This is a genomic window from Bacillus sp. FSL M8-0025 (assembly GCF_037975475.1).
GTDB classification, from domain to species: Bacteria; Bacillota; Bacilli; order Bacillales; family Bacillaceae; genus Bacillus; species Bacillus subtilis.
This window is the reverse complement of the sequence record NZ_CP150258.1, coordinates 3,671,952-3,689,434: the sequence shown is the minus strand read 5'-3', so window position 1 is coordinate 3,689,434 and position 17,483 is coordinate 3,671,952. Positions and strand designations below refer to the sequence as shown.

Below are 17,483 nucleotides of genomic sequence, written 5' to 3'. Positions count from 1 at the left end.
AGGAAACACGCTGTCTCTGTTTATAGTGAACTTAGCATCACCTGACTCGGAAGGAGTGAACTCTCATGAAGAAAAAGAAAAGGAGTCCGTTGTTTAGGAGATTGAATTATTTCTCTCCTATCGAACACCATTCAAATAAACATAGCCAAACCACCCGCGACGATCGCGATTGGGAGAATGTATACAGAAACAGATGGCAGTACGACAAAGTCGTTCGCTCCACCCACGGCGTTAACTGTACAGGGTCTTGCAGCTGGAATATTTATGTGAAAAACGGAATTGTCACGTGGGAAGGGCAAAATTTGAATTATCCTTCAACAGGCCCGGATATGCCTGATTTTGAACCGAGAGGCTGCCCGCGGGGGGCCAGTTTTTCATGGTATATCTACAGCCCGCTCCGTGTGAAATATCCATACGTGCGCGGTGTGCTGATCAATTTGTGGCGGGAGGCATTGCAGACGCATCAAAATCCATTGGAAGCCTGGAAATCGATCGTCGAAAACCCTGAAAAAGCGAAGTCCTATAAACAGGCGAGAGGGAAAGGCGGTTTTGTGCGCGCTGAATGGCCGGAGGTGCTGAAGCTGATTTCAGCTTCTCTGCTGTATACAGTGATGAAATACGGGCCTGACCGAAACGTCGGTTTTTCTCCGATTCCGGCCATGTCCATGATCAGCCACGCATCAGGCTCCCGGTTTATGTCGTTAATCGGAGGCCCTATGCTCAGTTTTTATGACTGGTATGCGGATCTTCCTCCAGCATCCCCGCAAATTTGGGGTGACCAGACGGACGTTCCGGAAAGCAGTGATTGGTACAATTCCGGCTATATTATCACATGGGGCTCCAACGTTCCGTTAACGAGAACGCCTGACGCGCATTTTTTGGCGGAGGCCCGCTATAAAGGCGCTAAGGTCATTTCGATCAGTCCAGATTTTGCGGAATCCTCAAAGTTCGCGGATGACTGGCTGAGTATTCGCCAAGGGACTGACGGGGCGCTTGCGATGGCGATGGGTCACGTTATTCTGCAGGAATTTTACGTGAACCAAGAAACTGAACGTTTTATTGAGTACGCGAAGCAATACACTGATTTTCCATTTCTCGTCACTCTGTCAAAAGAAAATGGCGTATACACAGCGGGACGGTTTCTGCATGCGAAGGACATCGGGCGGAAGACAAAGCATGATCAGTGGAAGCCTGCGGTTTGGGATGAACAGACAAGTTCATTTGCCATACCCCAAGGGACAATGGGCTCGCGCTGGGACGGGCAGCAGAAATGGAACCTGCACATGATTGATGAAGAAACCGGGGAACCGATTGAACCCCGTCTCTCTGTGCTCGGAATAGAGGATGAAATCGGCACGGTGCGCATTCCTTATTTTTCAAATGACGGAAACAAAGTGCTCGAGCGGGATCTTCCTATTAAAAAAATGAACCTGAACGGTGAAGAGACGTACGTCACGACCGTGTTTGACTTGATACTGGCTAACTACGGCGTAAATCGGGGCATCGGCGAACAACAAGCTGTCTCCTATGATGATCCTGAGCCGTTTACGCCTGCCTGGCAGGAACAAATGACAGGAATCAAAAAAGAAGCTGTCGTTAAGATTGCCAGAGAGTTTGCTCAAAATGCGATCGATACAGACGGCCGGTCTATGATTATCGTAGGAGCCGGCATTAACCACTGGTTCAACTCCGACACGATCTACCGAGCAGTGTTAAATCTTGTTTTGCTTGTAGGCGCCCAAGGCGTAAATGGCGGAGGCTGGGCCCATTACGTCGGGCAGGAAAAGCTCCGACCTGCTGAAGGATGGCAGACGATTGCAACTGCAAAGGACTGGGAGGGCGTGCCCAAGCTGCAAAACGGCACTTCATTTTTCTACTTTGCGACAGATCAGTGGCGTTATGAGGACCAGCCGATCAGTGATTTGGCATCACCGATTGCTGCGTCATCCCGCTACAAGCACCACGCTGATTACAATGTGCTGGCGGCGCGGCTAGGGTGGCTTCCGTCTTACCCGACTTTCAATCAAAATGGCATCGATCTGTATAAAGAAGCTGAAAAAGCAGGGGCAGCAACACCTGAAGACGTAGGTGCGTACGTGGCCTCACAGCTCCAAGAGAAAAAACTGAAATTCGCGATTGAAGATCCTGACAATGAAGTGAATTTCCCAAGGAATCTCTTTGTATGGCGGGCAAATCTGATCTCAAGCTCAGGAAAAGGGCATGAATATTTTCTCAAGCATTTGCTGGGGACAACGAACGGTTTAATGAATGACGACAGCGACAGCATCCGCCCAGAAGAAATCAAATGGCGGGAGCAGGCGCCGGAAGGAAAGCTCGACTTATTAATCAATCTTGATTTTCGAATGGCGGGTACGGCGCTGTATTCCGATATCGTGCTGCCGGCGGCGACATGGTATGAAAAACACGATCTCAGCAGCACAGATATGCATCCGTTCATTCATCCATTTGCTCCGGCGATCTCAGCTCCGTGGGAATCGAAGTCAGACTGGGATATTTTCAAGGCGCTGTCAAAAGCCGTTTCCGATCTGGCAGAAGAAGTCAATATGGAGCCGGTGAAAGAAGTGGTTGCGACGCCGCTCCTCCACGACACCATGCAGGAATTGGCCCAGCCATTCGGCAAAATCAATGACTGGAGCAAGGGCGAATGTGAAGCCATTCCGGGAAAAACGATGCCGAACATCCAAGTCGTTGAACGGGATTACAAACACATTTTTCATAAAATGACCGCACTTGGTCCTAACGCTGCTTTAAAGCCGAGCGGAACAAAAGGGATGAGCTGGTCAATAGCCGATGAATATGAATCACTCAAAAAGAGACTGGGAGAAATCACCTCAGACAGCGTGGCAAAGGGATGTCCAAATATAAGTGAAGCAAAGCAGGCGGCAGAAGCGGTTTTAACCCTATCATCCACTTCGAATGGAAAGGTCGCCGTAAAAGCATGGGAATCACTTGAAAACATCACAAACCTGAAGCTGAAAGACCTGGCGGAAGAGCGCGAGGAAGAATGCTTTACGTTCGAACAAATTACAGCCCAGCCGAAAACGGTTATCACGTCTCCGGCATTTACCGGCTCTGAAAAAGGAGGCCGCAGGTATTCGCCGTTTACGACGAATGTTGAAAAATTAATCCCGTGGCGGACACTGACAGGCAGACAATCCTATTATGTCGATCATGAACTGATGATGGAATTCGGTGAAACGATGGCGACATTTAAACCGATCCTCCAGCACCGCCCGTTTCTAAGCAAGCGGCCTGATCAAGAGGGAAAAGAAATCGTCCTTAATTATTTGACGCCGCATAACAAATGGTCCGTCCACAGCATGTATTTTGATTCCCTGCCGATGCTGACGCTGTTCCGCGGCGGGCCGACCGTATGGATGAATAAAGATGATGCAGAGGATACGGATATCAAAGACAACGATTGGATTGAATGCTTCAACCGAAATGGCGTAGTCGTCGCGAGAGCCGTTTTGTCTCATCGGATTCCTAAAGGAATGGCGTTTATGCACCATGCCCAGGACCGCCACATCAACGTGCCCGGCACGAAACTGACAAATAACCGCGGAGGCACCCATAACAGCCCGACAAGGATTCACGTCAAGCCGACACAGATGATCGGGGGCTACGCCCAGCTCAGCTACGGCTTTAACTATTACGGCCCAACGGGGAATCAGCGCGACCTGAATGTCGTCATCCGCAAGCTGAAGGAGGTCGATTGGCTTGAAGATTAAAGCGCAAATCGGTATGGTCATGAACTTGGATAAATGCATCGGCTGCCACACGTGCAGCGTCACTTGCAAAAACACGTGGACAAACCGTTCCGGTGCGGAATATATGTACTTCAATAATGTAGAAACAAAGCCGGGCATCGGCTACCCGAAGCAATGGGAGGACCAGGACAAATATAAAGGCGGCTGGACATTGAAAAAAGGAAAGCTCGAGCTGAAATCGGGCTCGAAAACCAATCGGCTTGCAGGCCTTTTCTATAATCCGAATCAGCCGTCAATTGATGATTACTATGAGCCCTGGAACTATGATTATGAAACATTAACGAACAGCCCGCAGAAAAAACACCAGCCGGTAGCACGCCCGAAATCGTCCTTGACGGGGGATTTCATGAATATCGAATGGGGACCGAACTGGGAGGACGATCTCGCAGGCGGCCACATTACGGGACTTGAAGATCCCAACGTACAAAAGATGGAGGAATCGATCAAAACAGAATTCGATGACGTCTTTATGATGTATTTGCCCCGTATTTGCGAGCACTGCATCAACCCGGCATGCGTCTCATCCTGTCCATCCGGCGCCATGTACAAACGCGAGGAGGACGGCATTGTGCTTGTGGATCAAAACGCATGCCGTTCATGGAGATATTGCGTCTCATCCTGTCCTTATAAAAAAGTCTATTTTAACTGGCAAACGAACAAAGCGGAAAAATGCACACTCTGCTTTCCGCGTTTGGAGGCGGGACTGCCAACCATCTGCTCTGAGACGTGTGTTGGCAGAATCCGCTACCTCGGCGTCATGCTGTATGACGCGGACAAAGTGGAGGAAGCGGCATCTGTTGAAAATGAAAAGGATCTCTACCATTCACAATTGGACGTTTTTCTTGACCCAAATGATCCTGAGGTTGCCAAGCTGGCAAAAGAACAAGGCATTCCGTCTGATTGGATAGAGGCTGCGCAGCAATCGCCGATTTATAAAATGATCATTGACTGGAAGATTGCGCTGCCGCTTCATCCAGAGTACCGCACCCTGCCAATGGTGTGGTACATTCCGCCGCTCAGCCCGATTATGAATCTCTTTGAAGGAAAAGGCAGCCGGCAATCCGCGGAAGATATTTTTCCGGCTATCGACCAAATGAGAATCCCGATAGATTATTTGGCGCAGCTGTTAACAGCCGGTGATACGGATCATATTCGGTCAACGTTGAAGAAAATGTCTGTCATGCGCCAGTATATGAGAGCGATCCAGACGAATAAATCAATCGACCCGGAACTGATCTCCAGTGTCGGCTTAACAGAACAGCAAATTGAAGATATGTATCGGCTGCTTGCGATTGCCAAATATGATGACCGCTTTGTGATACCGAGCAGTCATCGAGAAGAAGTTTCAGATTTATATGCTGAACAAGGGAGCTGCGGCTTATCATTTTCAGGCGGCCCCGGCTCCTGTTTCTAACTTTTGATAAATGAGGTGTAACAAGATGAACACCACAGACCGGCAAATGACGTTCTCCGCTCTTTCCACTCTTCTCTCTTATCCGGATGAAGAGTGGAGAGCCGAGATTCCCGATTGGAAGGCTCTTATCCATGAAATCAGCAACCGGCAAATCCGGGAGAAGCTGCTGCACTTTTTCGAAGCGTCAGCCAGCTTTTCACCGGAAGCGCTGATTGAACACTATGTCTATACATTCGACTTTGGGAAAAAAACAAATATGTATGTCACCTACTTTAACTCGGGCGAGCAAAGGGAACGCGGCGTTGAATTGCTGCATTTAAAAAACACATACGAGCAATCCGGTTTCCTGCCGACAGAGAAAGAGCTGCCTGATTATCTGCCGCTGATGTTGGAATTTGCTGCGGCTGCAGAAATTGAAGCAGCGAGAAGCGTGTTTGAGAAATATCTGTCCAATGTGAGGGAGCTGGCATCCCGTCTCGAAAAAAATGACAGTATATACGCTGAACTGCTGCACGTGCTGCTGGCCGCGCTTGAAAACATTGGCGTACGTGAAAGCGTTGAAGGGGCTGTTCAGGCATGAGCGGGCAGATCCTCTGGGGTATTATGCCATACATTGTATTGACAATCTTTATCGGCGGCCATATTTACCGCTATCAGCATGACCAATTTGGCTGGACGGCGAAATCAAGCGAGATGTTAGAAAAGAAAAAACTCGCCGCGGGCAGCACACTTTTTCACTGGGGACTGCTGTGCGTTGTCGGCGGGCATGTCATGGGGATTCTGATCCCGGAAGGCGTGTATGCTTCCCTTGGCATTTCAGAGCATATGTATCACAAAATGGCGATTGGCGCTGGCTTGCCGGCGGGCATTGCGGTATGTACCGGACTTGTCATCCTGACGTACAGAAGGCTGTTTGACAAAAGGATCCGCAAAACGAGCTCGCCATCCGATATCCTTACGCTCCTCCTGCTGCTGTTTATGATGCTGTCAGGCGTTGCGGCCACGTTTCTCAACATTGATTCGAAAGGATTTGATTACCGGACCACAGTCGGGCCGTGGTTCAGGGAAATCGTTTTGTTCAGGCCTGACGCCTCTTTGATGGAGAGTGTCCCGCTATGGTTTAAGTTTCATATTGTGATAGGCTACGTCGTTTTTATCCTGTGGCCGTTTACAAGATTGGTTCATGTGTTCAGTCTGCCGCTCAAGTATCTGACCCGCAGCTACGTTGTATATCGGAAACGCTCGTGAAAATCCCCCTTGCAAGAGGGGGTTTTTTCTGCCAAGGTAATGGCTGGGCGGCCGGGAATCCTGTTGTGTTTGTATTTGGAAATAACATCAAGAATAAAACGGATTTTACTCATTTTAAACCGGCGGAACAGCAGATTATGACTCAGCCTGACTAACTCCTTATACCTTTGTGATCAATATCCCGTTTTATATATTTTCTCTCATCAGAATGGGCATCAAATTTACTCTATCCACCGTATTTGCAGTCACAGCGCCGCCTTCTTTTCGGCGCTTGCCGGAGTGCTCAGCGGGTTCAGCCTGCCGCTCATGTTGTCACTCGGCGTTGCCAATAGTCTTGCTTTATTTCTGCAGAAACGATGCGGATGAATTCCGTGACAGTTAGTTTTCTCTAAACCTCTCCTCCTTTGGCGGAGAGGTTTTTTACTTACAAGGTTTATCGATTAGAAAAAAGAGGTAATACAGAGGTAATTGAATCAGATTGGAGAGAATCAGGATGCTGAAAAGGAGACTGGAATTTTTCTTTTTATATATGATGCTCATCGGGGCATATGTCATTTGGTTTTTTCCGGTTTCCAGGCTTGAGTTTTACGGAGGATTGCTTTGCTATATAAGCATTATTTTGTTCAGCATCTATTCATTAATTCTTGAAAACCGCACCTCGCAGCACACGCTGCTATGGATCCATATTCTTGTCTTTTTTCCAATCGTCGGCTACGTGTTTTATCTGTTTTCGGGACAGCTTTATGTAAAGGGAAAGCTGTTTAAGACAAAACGAATGTACAACAGGGAAAAGCTCAGGAAGCTGTTTGACAAGGAGGAAACGCCCGAAGTGACAGGGCTGAAGGACAATCAAGAGAGGTTCTTTACATATTCCATCAGGGCTGCCCATATGAATATCAATACGAAAAGCAACATCAAAGTGCTGAAAAACGGCGAAGAAACCTTCCCGGACATTTTCAAAGCAATGAGAAAAGCGGAATCTTACATACATATTGAATACTACATGTTTAAATCAGACATGCTCGGACACGGCATGATGGATATTATGATGGAGAAAGCGCGCCAAGGTGTCGAGGTGAGGTTTTTATACGATGCGGCAGGAAGCATGAAGCTGGCAAGAAGAGATATTATGAGAATGAAACAAGCGGGGGTGGACATCGTCCCGTTTTCTCCGCTGAAATACGGGTTTTTCAACCAGAAGCTGAATTTCAGAAATCACCGGAAAATCGTGATCATCGATGGGAAAACCGGTTTTGTGGGTGGATTAAATGTTGGGAAGGAATATATCAGCAGAGATCCGTACATCGGATTTTGGAGAGATACACACCTGCGGCTTGAGGGGGAAATTGTGCAAACGCTCCACGCTATCTTTATGCTGGATTGGGAATACGTCTCCAATGAAGTGTTAATTGATCAAGAGGAGTACAATACCCCGGTTCCCGTGGAAGGAGGAGGCATTTATCAAATTGTCGCGACAGGCCCTGACATGAAGGAAAGCATGAGCGACCTTTATTATGAAATGATTTCTTCAGCGCAGAAATCAATATGGATCGCCACGCCCTATTTTGTCCCCAATGAATCCATTCGCACGGCGCTAAAAGCAGCGGCGACAAAGGGGGTAGAGGTAAGGGTTATGGTGCCGGAGAAGAACGACAGCTTTTTGACCCAATACGCGTCGAGGTCCTATTTCCCGGAGCTGCTCCTTGAGGGCATTGAAGTGTACTCCTACCAAAAAGGCTTCATGCATCAAAAAGTCATGATCATTGATGGCGATCTCGCCTCCGTCGGTACCGCGAATATGGACATGCGCAGCTTTCAGCTCAACTTTGAAGTGAATGTGTTCTTCACGGATGCCGAAGCGATCCGAACTCTTGAGGCCCATTTTGAAGAGGATATGCAGGAAAGTGAAAAGCTCAGCCCTGTCGGCTTTTATAAGAGAGGCGTGGCTGACCGGACAAAAGAGTCGTTTGCCCGCCTGTTTTCAGGTGTTCTGTAAGAAAAAAGAAATCTGATCTTTCAAAACAGCCCGTGTATAGTATAATTGAGAAATATTATCAGTTATTTATACATTGGGGGAAGATAGGGTGCTGCGGCAATTTTTTTCATATTATAAACCATATAAAACGTTGTTCTTTCTCGACTTTTTCTCAGCGATCGCGGGAGGTTTAATGGAGCTGAGTTTTCCTTTGATCGTCAATTATTTTATTGATACCTTGCTGCCGGGCAGGGACTGGGGACTGATCATCGCGACCTCAATCGGGTTATTTGCGGTGTACGCGCTCAGCTCGGCTCTTCAGTATATCGTGACCTACTGGGGACACATGCTTGGTATCAATATTGAGACTGATATGAGAAAGTCGCTTTTTGACCATTTGCAAAAGCTCTCGTTCAAATTTTACGACAACAACAAGACGGGAACGCTGATGTCGAAGCTTACGAACGATTTAATGTATATCGGTGAAGTCGCCCATCACGGTCCGGAAGACTTATTCATTGCGGTCATGACCATTCTCGGGGCGTTCGGAGTGATGCTGTTTATTAACTGGCAGCTTGCTTTATTAACGTTTATCATTATGCCGATCGTCATTTGGCTAGCGCTTTATTTCAACAAAAAAATGACCAAAGCATTTACCACGCTGAACAAGGATATCGGAGACTTCAGCGCGCGTGTAGAAAATAACATCGGCGGCATCCGGCTTGTGCAGGCGTTCGGAAATGAAGCATTTGAAAAAGAACGCTTCGCCGTCAACAACCAGCGTTTTCGTGTCACAAAGCTTTCTTCCTACAAAATCATGGCGAAAAACGGGTCAATCAGCTATATGCTGACCCGGTTTGTCACGCTGTTTGTCCTTTTGTGCGGGACGTGGTTTGTCATTCGCGGCTCCTTATCGTACGGGGAATTTGTGGCGTTTGTACTCTTGACGAATGTGCTGTTCAGGCCTATTGACAAAATTAATGCCATTATCGAAATGTATCCGAGGGGGATCGCGGGTTTCAAAAGCTATATGGAGCTCATAGAGACAGAGCCGGACATTCAGGATTCACCTGATGCGAAAGATGTTTCCGGCCTGAAGGGCAATATCCGCTATAAACATGTTTCGTTTGGCTATGATGGCCATCACAATGTCCTCAATGACATCAACCTATCCATTCAAGCGGGGGAAACGGTGGCGTTCGTCGGTCAGTCAGGTGCGGGGAAATCAACGCTTTGCAGTCTGCTTCCGCGTTTTTATGAAGCATCGGAGGGCGACATTACGATTGACGGCATCAGTATAAAAGACATGACGCTTTCTTCGTTGCGCGGGCAGATTGGCGTCGTGCAGCAGGACGTTTTCTTATTCTCGGGCACGCTTAGAGAAAATATCGCCTACGGCCGATTAGGCGCATCAGAAGAAGACATTTGGCAAGCTGTGAAGCAGGCGCATCTGGAAGAACTCGTCCATAACATGCCCGATGGGTTGGATACTATGATTGGCGAACGCGGCGTGAAGCTTTCCGGCGGGCAAAAACAGCGTCTGTCAATTGCAAGGATGTTCTTGAAAAATCCGTCGATCTTGATTCTCGACGAAGCCACCTCAGCCCTTGATACAGAGACGGAAGCGGCGATCCAAAAGGCGCTTCAAGAGTTGTCTGAGGGGCGCACGACGCTTGTCATCGCCCACAGGCTGGCAACAATCAAAGACGCGGACAGAATTGTAGTCGTCACAAACAACGGTATTGAAGAACAAGGCCGTCATCAAGACCTGATCGAAGCCGGAGGCCTATACAGCAGGCTGCATCAAGCGCAATTCGGGCAAATGGTGCATCGATAGGAGGAGAACATGGAAAGAAAAACTGTGCTGTACATTGCTGTTTCATTGGACGGGATGATCGCAAAAGAAGATGGAAGCATCGATTGGCTGGATGAATTTGAAGGTGAAGGTGACAACGGCTACAGTGATTTTTATCAGACTGTTGATACAGTCATTTTAGGGCGGAGCACATATGAGCACGTTAAAGTGCTAACACCGGTTTTCCCGTATCAGGATAAAACCTGCTATGTTTTTACAGGATCGCCCGACAGTTATCAAGATGAACATGTGACGTTTATCAATGAGGGAGCCAGAGCCTTCACTGCCCGTTTGAAACAGGAAAAAGGCTCAAACATCTGGATAGCTGGCGGGGCAGAGCTTGTGAATGACTTTATGAAAGAAGATGCCATCGACGAATTCATCATCACTGTTATTCCCGTCGTTTTAGGAAGCGGCATCCCGCTGTTTCACGAACTAACAAATGAAACAAAACTGCGGTTAAAAGGGACAAAACAATTTGGACAAGCGGTTCAGCTCCATTATGTAAGAGCATAAGAAAAAGGATAGACAGATGTCTATCCTTTTTTGTATGTAAGTTAGAGCGCTTCTCTCTCAGCAGGCTCGATGAGATTTTGGAATTTTTCAATGAGCTGTGATGCTTTTGTTCCTTCAACTACGATCAGATATTCCTTTTCATTATGAGCCATGCGGAACGTTTCAAGCTCAATTAAGCTTTTGATTTTGCACATCGTTTTCTTTGAATAAATATAAACCTCGTGGCTTCCGGAATGGCACATTTTATAAAGATGAATCAAATTTCTTAAAGTAAAGGCCTGTGCGGCTACTTTCAGAGACTTGATATTTTTCATGATCTTTCTCCTCCATCGATTGTTGTCTTATATAGCCTAAGTTCCCAAAGCTGACAAGTCGTAAACCTATTTTTGCACATTTATGACTTCCATTGCAGCGCACCGCCCCCGATGCGTTTGACACCGCGGATGGAGCTTAATTCATCCATCAAGCGGAGAAGCGCCTTGTCTTTCTGCTTTGCTTCAATCATGAAATCAATATTAGTTCCCCATTGCCTAAAGCGTTCCAACAGTGGCAGCAAAAAGTTGGCGTCAACATAATCGGCATGGCTGCGTATCGCTTGCTCCGATTTTGGGGAAGACAAGTGAACCTTTGGCTGAAGGCCGATCCGCTCCCACGTTCTGATCATGCGGGGCAGTGCTACATTCAGGTCGGCGTGATCGTCTGGATTGGCGTAAAAATGATGAAAGTCAAAGACAAACGGAACATCCTCCTGCTCACAGACCTGAAGCGTTTCTTCCGTTGTATATGTTTTATCATCATTTTCAAGTGTCATCCGCTCTTTGATCTCCTGCGGCAGCTGTTTTATATTTTGATGAAATTGTGCAGTGGCGGTGTCTTTATTTCCGTAAGCGCCGCCAATATGAATGTTGATAACGGAGCGATCAGCAATGCCCATGGCCTCAAGCATGCGGTAGTGATAGGCCATATCGGTTACCGCATTTTTTGTGACGGATTCCTTCGTGCTCGTAAACAGAGTGAATTGATTTGGATGAAAGCTTGTTCGCAGTTGATGTGTTTTAACAAGCTCTCCAATCTCCCGAAACTCTTTTTGAAACGGTGTTACAAAATCCCACATCACGTCGGGATGCGTAGCCAGCGGCACAATCGAACTGGAAAAACGGTACAAAGGAATGCCGTGTCCGATGATATAGTGAAGGGTTCTCATCGTATTGCGCAAATTGGCTTTTGTCACAGTCAGAAGCGCTTCTTTTCTTTCAGTCTTTGAAAGCTTTGAATAACGCGCGAATGTCAATGTTTTAGCGGGAGACGCATCCCAAAGGCTCATCGCATTTGAAACGAAGCCGAATCTGAAAATCATAGGAACTCTCCTTTATAAGAAATAAGATAATGCCCTGCCGAGCCATTCCGCCGGGCGCTGCCTGAATGTGCGCTTGCTGAAATCCTCCATGGTCAGCCGCTCCGACTTTTTCATATCCTCCTCAATCGTGGCATAGACTTCACTTGTAAACGCTTCGTCATCAATTTCGACATTCACCTCTTCATTTAAAAACAGGCTTCGTTTATCGAAGTTGGCTGTTCCGATAATGCTGAGATGGTCGTCTATGATGAGGGCTTTTACATGATAAAACCCTTGATAATAACGATAAATAAGACAGCCGGCATCCAAGAGCTCCGAATAATACGTAAAAGCTGCTTCTCGTACCAGCGGATGGTCTGATTTCATCGGTACAATGATTCTCACGGATACGCCGTTTTTTCTTGCGTTAATAAGGGCCTCTTGAAGCGGTTTTGATGGAATGTAATAAGGCGTGCAAACCGTAAGGCGATTCTTCGCTTGGGCAATGTTGGCCAAGTATATGTTTTCAAGGGAATAACCGTCAGTCGCATAGATCTTGTGAGAAATAGTTCCTTGCTGAAGCTTTGGCCAAACATCCGAACCTAGAACGATTCCGGTATTTCGTTTTAGATCAGAAGCAAAAAGCGTTTGAAGATCATGTACGCCTTCTCCGATCATGCGCAGATGATAATCCTCCCAATTGCCGAACTTCGCCTTCTTTCCAAGATATTCTTCGGCGATATTAAATCCGCCGATATAACCGATTTTTCCGTCTATCACCGTAATCTTCCGGTGATTCCGTTTTTGCATGTGAAAAAAGAAAAAAGGAAAACGGGGACGATTCATCACATGGACATGGACGCCGGCATTTTTCATCGTCTGCAGCGCCGTTTTTTTAATTGCCCGGCAGCCCGCCCAATCCAGAAGCAAATAAACGGATACGCCAGCTTGGGCTTTTGTTTTCAGCAAGGTATACATATTGTGGCTGACCTCATCATTTTTCATAATAAAAAACATCATGTGAACAGAAGAGGCGGCCTGGCGAATATCATTCATCATCCGCTCAACGAGATCAGCGCCGCAGTGGATCAATTCGATGTCACTCTTCTTTTTTGAAAAAACAGGCTCGTACGCCTTTTTTCTGTATCCAGCACGGCCCATGAAGATATCAAGCAGAATCAAGGCAAAGAAAATAACGACAATGATCATAATCACGATAAATACCTTCATACCGGCACTCCTTTCCGTAGTAAAGGTAGTGTGCCCGAACAGCAGGAATTTAATTATTGACTGAACACTCATTCATTATTTATCATAAAGATAATCTTATACAGATTCGGGGGTAGGGGATCGCGGTCTTTATCAGTAAAAAGGGGGAATTGGAATGAGCGGCTTTCTCATCGCAAATGCATTATTATTTCTGATTGTAACCGCTTACGCTGTCTATTTGTTTGTGTACTTGGTCAAAACGAGACTGGCCTACATCAAGCTCGGCCAGAAAGAACAATTTGATCAACGGTTCAAGGAACGGCTTCACGCCATATGGGTGAATGTATTCGGACAGAAAAAACTGCTCAAGGACAAGAAAAGCGGAATCATTCACGTCATGTTTTTCTACGGATTTATATTGGTTCAGTTCGGAGCAATTGACTTTATCATCAAAGGACTGGCTCCCGGCCGGAATCTGCCGCTGGGCCCAGTCTACCCCGCCTTCACCTTTTTTCAGGAAATTGTTACGTTTCTCATTTTAATTGCTGTTGGGTGGGCATTCTACAGACGTTATATCGAAAAGCTCGTGAGGCTGAAACGCGGTTTCAAAGCCGGACTCGTTCTCATTTTTATCGGAGGATTAATGCTGACCGTTCTGCTTGGGAACGGAATGAATCTGATTTGGCATGAGCATGGGCTTTCTTGGAGCGAGCCAATTGCCTCAGGTATTGCGTTTATGCTTAGCGGTGTCGGGAAAACAGGTGCGGCGGTGATTTTCTATATCGCATGGTGGATCCATCTTCTGTTCTTGCTTAGCTTTTTAGTGTACGTGCCTCAGTCGAAGCATGCCCATTTAATCGCCGGCCCGGCAAACGTCTTTTTCAACAGAATGGAATCTGCCGGAAAACTTGAAAAAATTGATTTTACCGACGAAACGAAAGAAAGCTACGGAGCGGGAAAAATTGAGGATTTCAGACAGTCTCAGCTGCTTGATCTGTACGCGTGTGTCGAGTGCGGCCGCTGTACAAATATGTGTCCTGCAACAGGCACCGGAAAAATGCTGTCTCCGATGGACTTGATTTTGCGTCTCAGAGACCATCTCACGGAAAAAGGCGCTGCCGTCACCTCGCGCTCCCCATGGGTGCCCGCAGCAGCGTTTCGGCATACGAGAGGCAATCAGCTGGCTGCGGCGTCAGCGGGCAGCGGATCGCAGGAAGCAGCAGCGGCGCTTGATTACAATCCAAGCTTGATCGGCGACGTCATCACAGAGGAAGAAATTTGGGCATGCACCACTTGCCGAAACTGTGAGGATCAATGCCCGGTCATGAATGAGCACGTGGATAAAATCATCGATCTCCGCCGCTACCTCGTACTGACAGAAGGAAAAATGGACAGTGACGCCCAGCGCGCAATGACAAGTATTGAGCGGCAGGGGAATCCGTGGGGACTCAACCGCAAGGAACGTGAAAATTGGCGTGACGAGGCGCCGGATGCTGAGATTCCGACTGTAAAAGAAATGAAAAAAGAAGGAAAAGAATTTGAGTACCTTTTCTGGGTAGGCTCCATGGGGTCTTACGACAACAGAAGCCAGAAAATCGCAATTTCCTTTGCCAAGCTGCTCAATCACGCGGGCGTGTCCTTCGCGATCCTCGGCAATAAAGAAAAAAATTCAGGAGACACGCCGCGCCGCCTCGGAAATGAATTTTTGTTCCAAGAGCTGGCTGAGAAGAATATTTCTGAATTTGAAAAAAATGATGTCAAAAAAATCGTTACGATCGATCCCCATGCATACAATTTATTTAAAAATGAATATCCGGATTTCGGATTTGAAGGCGAGGTTTATCATCATACAGAAGTGCTGGCCGAGCTTGTGAAAAACGGAAAATTAAAGCCGCAGCACCCGCTTCATGAGACGATTACCTTCCATGATTCGTGCTATTTGGGCCGGTACAATGAAGTTTATGATCCGCCGAGAGAGATTTTGAAAGCCATTCCGGGCGTGCAGCTTGTTGAAATGGAGAGAAACCGGGAAACCGGCATGTGCTGCGGAGCCGGCGGGGGATTAATGTGGATGGAGGAAGAAACAGGCAACAGGATTAACGTCGCCAGGACAGAGCAAGCGCTCGCAGTCAACCCATCGGTGATCAGTTCTGGCTGTCCGTATTGTCTCACGATGCTTGGGGACGGCACAAAGGCGAAGGAAGCCGAAGACCAAGTCAAAACGTACGATGTCGTCGAGCTTCTGGCTCAATCCGTTTTAGGCGCTGATCTGAAAATGGGGGAGAAGCAATGAATTTTTCATTATCAGAAGAACATGAGATGATACGAAAATTGGTGCGCGATTTTGCGAAGCATGAGGTGGCCCCGACAGCGGCAGAACGGGACGAACAAGAACGCTTCGATCGCGAGTTGTTTCGGGAAATGGCAAATCTGGGGCTGACGGGAATTCCGTGGCCTGAAGATTACGGCGGAATCGGAAGTGACTATTTAGCCTACGTCATCGCGGTGGAGGAGCTGTCAAAAGTGTGCGCCTCCACCGGTGTGACGCTTTCCGCCCATATCTCTCTTTGCAGCTGGCCGCTGTTTGCCTTTGGGACAGAGGAACAGAAGACAGAGTATTTAACACAGCTGGCCCTCGGAGAGAAAATCGGCGCATTCGCTTTGACCGAAGCAGGGTCTGGCTCTGACGCCGGCAGCATGAAAACAACTGCTGAACGAATCGGCGATGATTATGTGTTAAATGGTTCCAAAGTGTTTATCACAAACGGCGGCGTTGCTGATATTTACATTGTTTTTGCCGTCACCGATCCCGAGAAAAAGAAAAAAGGCGTTACCGCTTTTATAGTAGAAAAGGATTTTGAAGGATTTTTTACAGGCAAGAAAGAAAAGAAGCTGGGCATCCGTTCTTCACCGACAACGGAAATCATGTTCGAAGATTGTGTAGTGCCCGCATCAAAGCGTCTCGGGGAAGAAGGAGAAGGCTTCAAAATCGCGATGAAGACGCTTGACGGAGGCAGAAACGGCATAGCCGCACAAGCCGTGGGCATCGCCCAAGGAGCACTTGATGCGGCACTTCAATATGCAAAAGAGCGAAAGCAATTCGGAAAATCGATCGCCGAGCAGCAGGGCGTCGCTTTTAAACTCGCGGATATGGCGACAATGATAGAAGCTTCAAGGCTATTGACCTATCAGGCTGCATGGTTAGAATCATCGGGTCTTCCATATGGAAAAGCTTCCGCCATGTCCAAACTGATGGCTGGGGATACGGCGATGAAGGTAACGACCGAAGCCGTGCAGATTTTCGGCGGCTACGGTTATACAAAAGATTATCCGGTAGAACGCTATATGCGTGATGCAAAAATCACGCAAATCTATGAAGGCACCCAAGAAATTCAAAGACTGGTCATCTCCAGAATGCTCGCGGATTAACGTAAAACATCTCTCAGTCGGATCACTCTTGTAAAATTATTTAAATTAACGCTGTTAAGGGTAGCATATTCTGTTTTATTTTGTTTATAATGAGAGGTATGGTTTGTATAAGAACGATACAAAATCGCTTTCATTATTGATAAAACAGATACATATAAGTAATAGAAAGGGAGTGTCCGACCTTGGGTATCAAACAATATTCACAGGAAGAGCTAAAGGAAATGGCTTTAGTTGAAATCGCTCACGAATTATTTGAAGAACATAAAAAACCAGTTCCTTTTCAGGAGCTTTTAAATGAAATCGCATCTTTGCTCGGCGTGAAAAAAGAAGAGCTTGGAGACCGCATTGCTCAATTTTATACAGATTTAAACATTGACGGCCGCTTCCTAGCGCTTTCTGACCAGACGTGGGGGCTTCGCAGCTGGTATCCGTATGATCAGCTTGATGAAGAAACTCAGCCGACAGTCAAGGCGAAAAAGAAAAAAGCGAAGAAAGCAGTCGAAGAAGATCTTGATCTTGACGAGTTTGAAGAGATCGACGAAGACGACCTTGATTTGGATGAAGTTGAGGAAGAACTCGATCTTGAAGCCGACGATTTTGACGAAGAAGATCTTGATGAAGACGACGATGATCTTGAGATCGAAGAAGATATTATTGATGAAGATGATGAAGACTATGATGATGAAGAAGAGGAAATTAAATAGTATCAG

The 17,483-nt window shown here is 47.0% G+C and carries 13 protein-coding genes and 1 pseudogene; 11 read left to right on the top strand and 3 right to left on the bottom strand.

From position 1 onward, the window contains the following. Positions 1-65: 65 nt before the first annotated feature. The 8 genes and pseudogenes from MKX38_RS19070 to MKX38_RS19035 all read left to right on the top strand — a co-directional run bounded on the left by MKX38_RS19070 (position 66) and on the right by MKX38_RS19035 (position 10,799). Positions 66-3,752 carry a nitrate reductase subunit alpha gene (locus MKX38_RS19070; protein ID WP_339188040.1) on the top strand — a complete coding sequence of 1,229 codons (3,687 nt, stop codon included), beginning with the start codon at positions 66-68 and terminating at the stop codon, positions 3,750-3,752. Continuing rightward, positions 3,742-5,205 (top strand): nitrate reductase subunit beta, encoded by a 1,464-nt coding sequence (gene narH, locus MKX38_RS19065; RefSeq protein ID WP_041850416.1) that lies wholly within the window; start codon positions 3,742-3,744, stop codon positions 5,203-5,205. Before MKX38_RS19070 ends, narH begins: the two co-directional genes overlap by 11 nt. A 25-nt stretch (positions 5,206-5,230) precedes the next feature. Beyond that, positions 5,231-5,785 carry a nitrate reductase molybdenum cofactor assembly chaperone gene (narJ, locus tag MKX38_RS19060; protein WP_017696266.1) on the top strand — a complete coding sequence of 185 codons (555 nt, stop codon included), beginning with the start codon at positions 5,231-5,233 and terminating at the stop codon, positions 5,783-5,785. Next, on the top strand, positions 5,782-6,453 hold the full coding sequence (narI, locus tag MKX38_RS19055; RefSeq protein WP_339188038.1) for a respiratory nitrate reductase subunit gamma: 672 nt from the start codon (positions 5,782-5,784) through the stop codon (positions 6,451-6,453). The genes narJ and narI overlap by 4 nt, the downstream gene beginning before the upstream one ends. 166 nt (positions 6,454-6,619) lie before the next feature. Further along, positions 6,620-6,816, top strand: a pseudogene (locus tag MKX38_RS19050) (YitT family protein); the annotation flags it as partial. 130 nt (positions 6,817-6,946) lie between these two features. After that, entirely contained in the window at positions 6,947-8,449 is a 1,503-nt protein-coding gene (cls, locus tag MKX38_RS19045) for a cardiolipin synthase (RefSeq protein WP_041351299.1), read from the top strand. A gap of 88 nt (positions 8,450-8,537) precedes the next feature. Further along, positions 8,538-10,265: an ABC transporter ATP-binding protein gene (locus MKX38_RS19040; protein WP_339188035.1), complete on the top strand. Its 1,728-nt coding sequence runs from the start codon at positions 8,538-8,540 to the stop codon at positions 10,263-10,265. A 9-nt stretch (positions 10,266-10,274) separates the two neighbouring features. Then, positions 10,275-10,799, top strand: a complete 525-nt coding sequence (locus MKX38_RS19035) for a dihydrofolate reductase family protein (RefSeq protein ID WP_003227595.1) — start codon at positions 10,275-10,277, stop codon at positions 10,797-10,799. 41 nt (positions 10,800-10,840) lie between these two features. Here the strand turns inward: MKX38_RS19035 and MKX38_RS19030 are convergent, their stop codons facing one another. From MKX38_RS19030 to cls (MKX38_RS19020), 3 genes are all read right to left on the bottom strand, one after another. After that, on the bottom strand, positions 10,841-11,113 hold the full coding sequence (locus tag MKX38_RS19030; RefSeq protein WP_003227597.1) for a hypothetical protein: 273 nt from the start codon (positions 11,111-11,113) through the stop codon (positions 10,841-10,843). Positions 11,114-11,193: 80 nt separating this feature from the next. Next, a complete protein-coding gene (uvsE, locus tag MKX38_RS19025) occupies positions 11,194-12,156 on the bottom strand; it encodes a UV DNA damage repair endonuclease UvsE (RefSeq protein ID WP_038427977.1) in 963 nt (320 codons plus the stop codon). 12 nt (positions 12,157-12,168) lie between these two features. After that, entirely contained in the window at positions 12,169-13,365 is a 1,197-nt protein-coding gene (gene cls / locus MKX38_RS19020; RefSeq protein ID WP_339188031.1) for a cardiolipin synthase, read from the bottom strand. 154 nt (positions 13,366-13,519) lie between these two features. On the opposite strand from cls (MKX38_RS19020), the gene MKX38_RS19015 reads away from it, so the two are divergent. The 3 genes from MKX38_RS19015 to rpoE all read left to right on the top strand — a co-directional run bounded on the left by MKX38_RS19015 (position 13,520) and on the right by rpoE (position 17,477). Next, positions 13,520-15,637 (top strand): heterodisulfide reductase-related iron-sulfur binding cluster, encoded by a 2,118-nt coding sequence (locus tag MKX38_RS19015; protein ID WP_029318706.1) that lies wholly within the window; start codon positions 13,520-13,522, stop codon positions 15,635-15,637. Further along, the gene (gene acdA, locus MKX38_RS19010; RefSeq protein ID WP_029318707.1) at positions 15,634-16,773 is read left to right on the top strand and encodes an acyl-CoA dehydrogenase AcdA; all 1,140 of its coding nucleotides are present in this window, start codon (positions 15,634-15,636) and stop codon (positions 16,771-16,773) included. The genes MKX38_RS19015 and acdA overlap by 4 nt, the downstream gene beginning before the upstream one ends. A gap of 182 nt (positions 16,774-16,955) precedes the next feature. Beyond that, a complete protein-coding gene (gene rpoE, locus MKX38_RS19005; protein ID WP_003243661.1) occupies positions 16,956-17,477 on the top strand; it encodes a DNA-directed RNA polymerase subunit delta in 522 nt (173 codons plus the stop codon). Positions 17,478-17,483 lie beyond the last annotated feature (6 nt).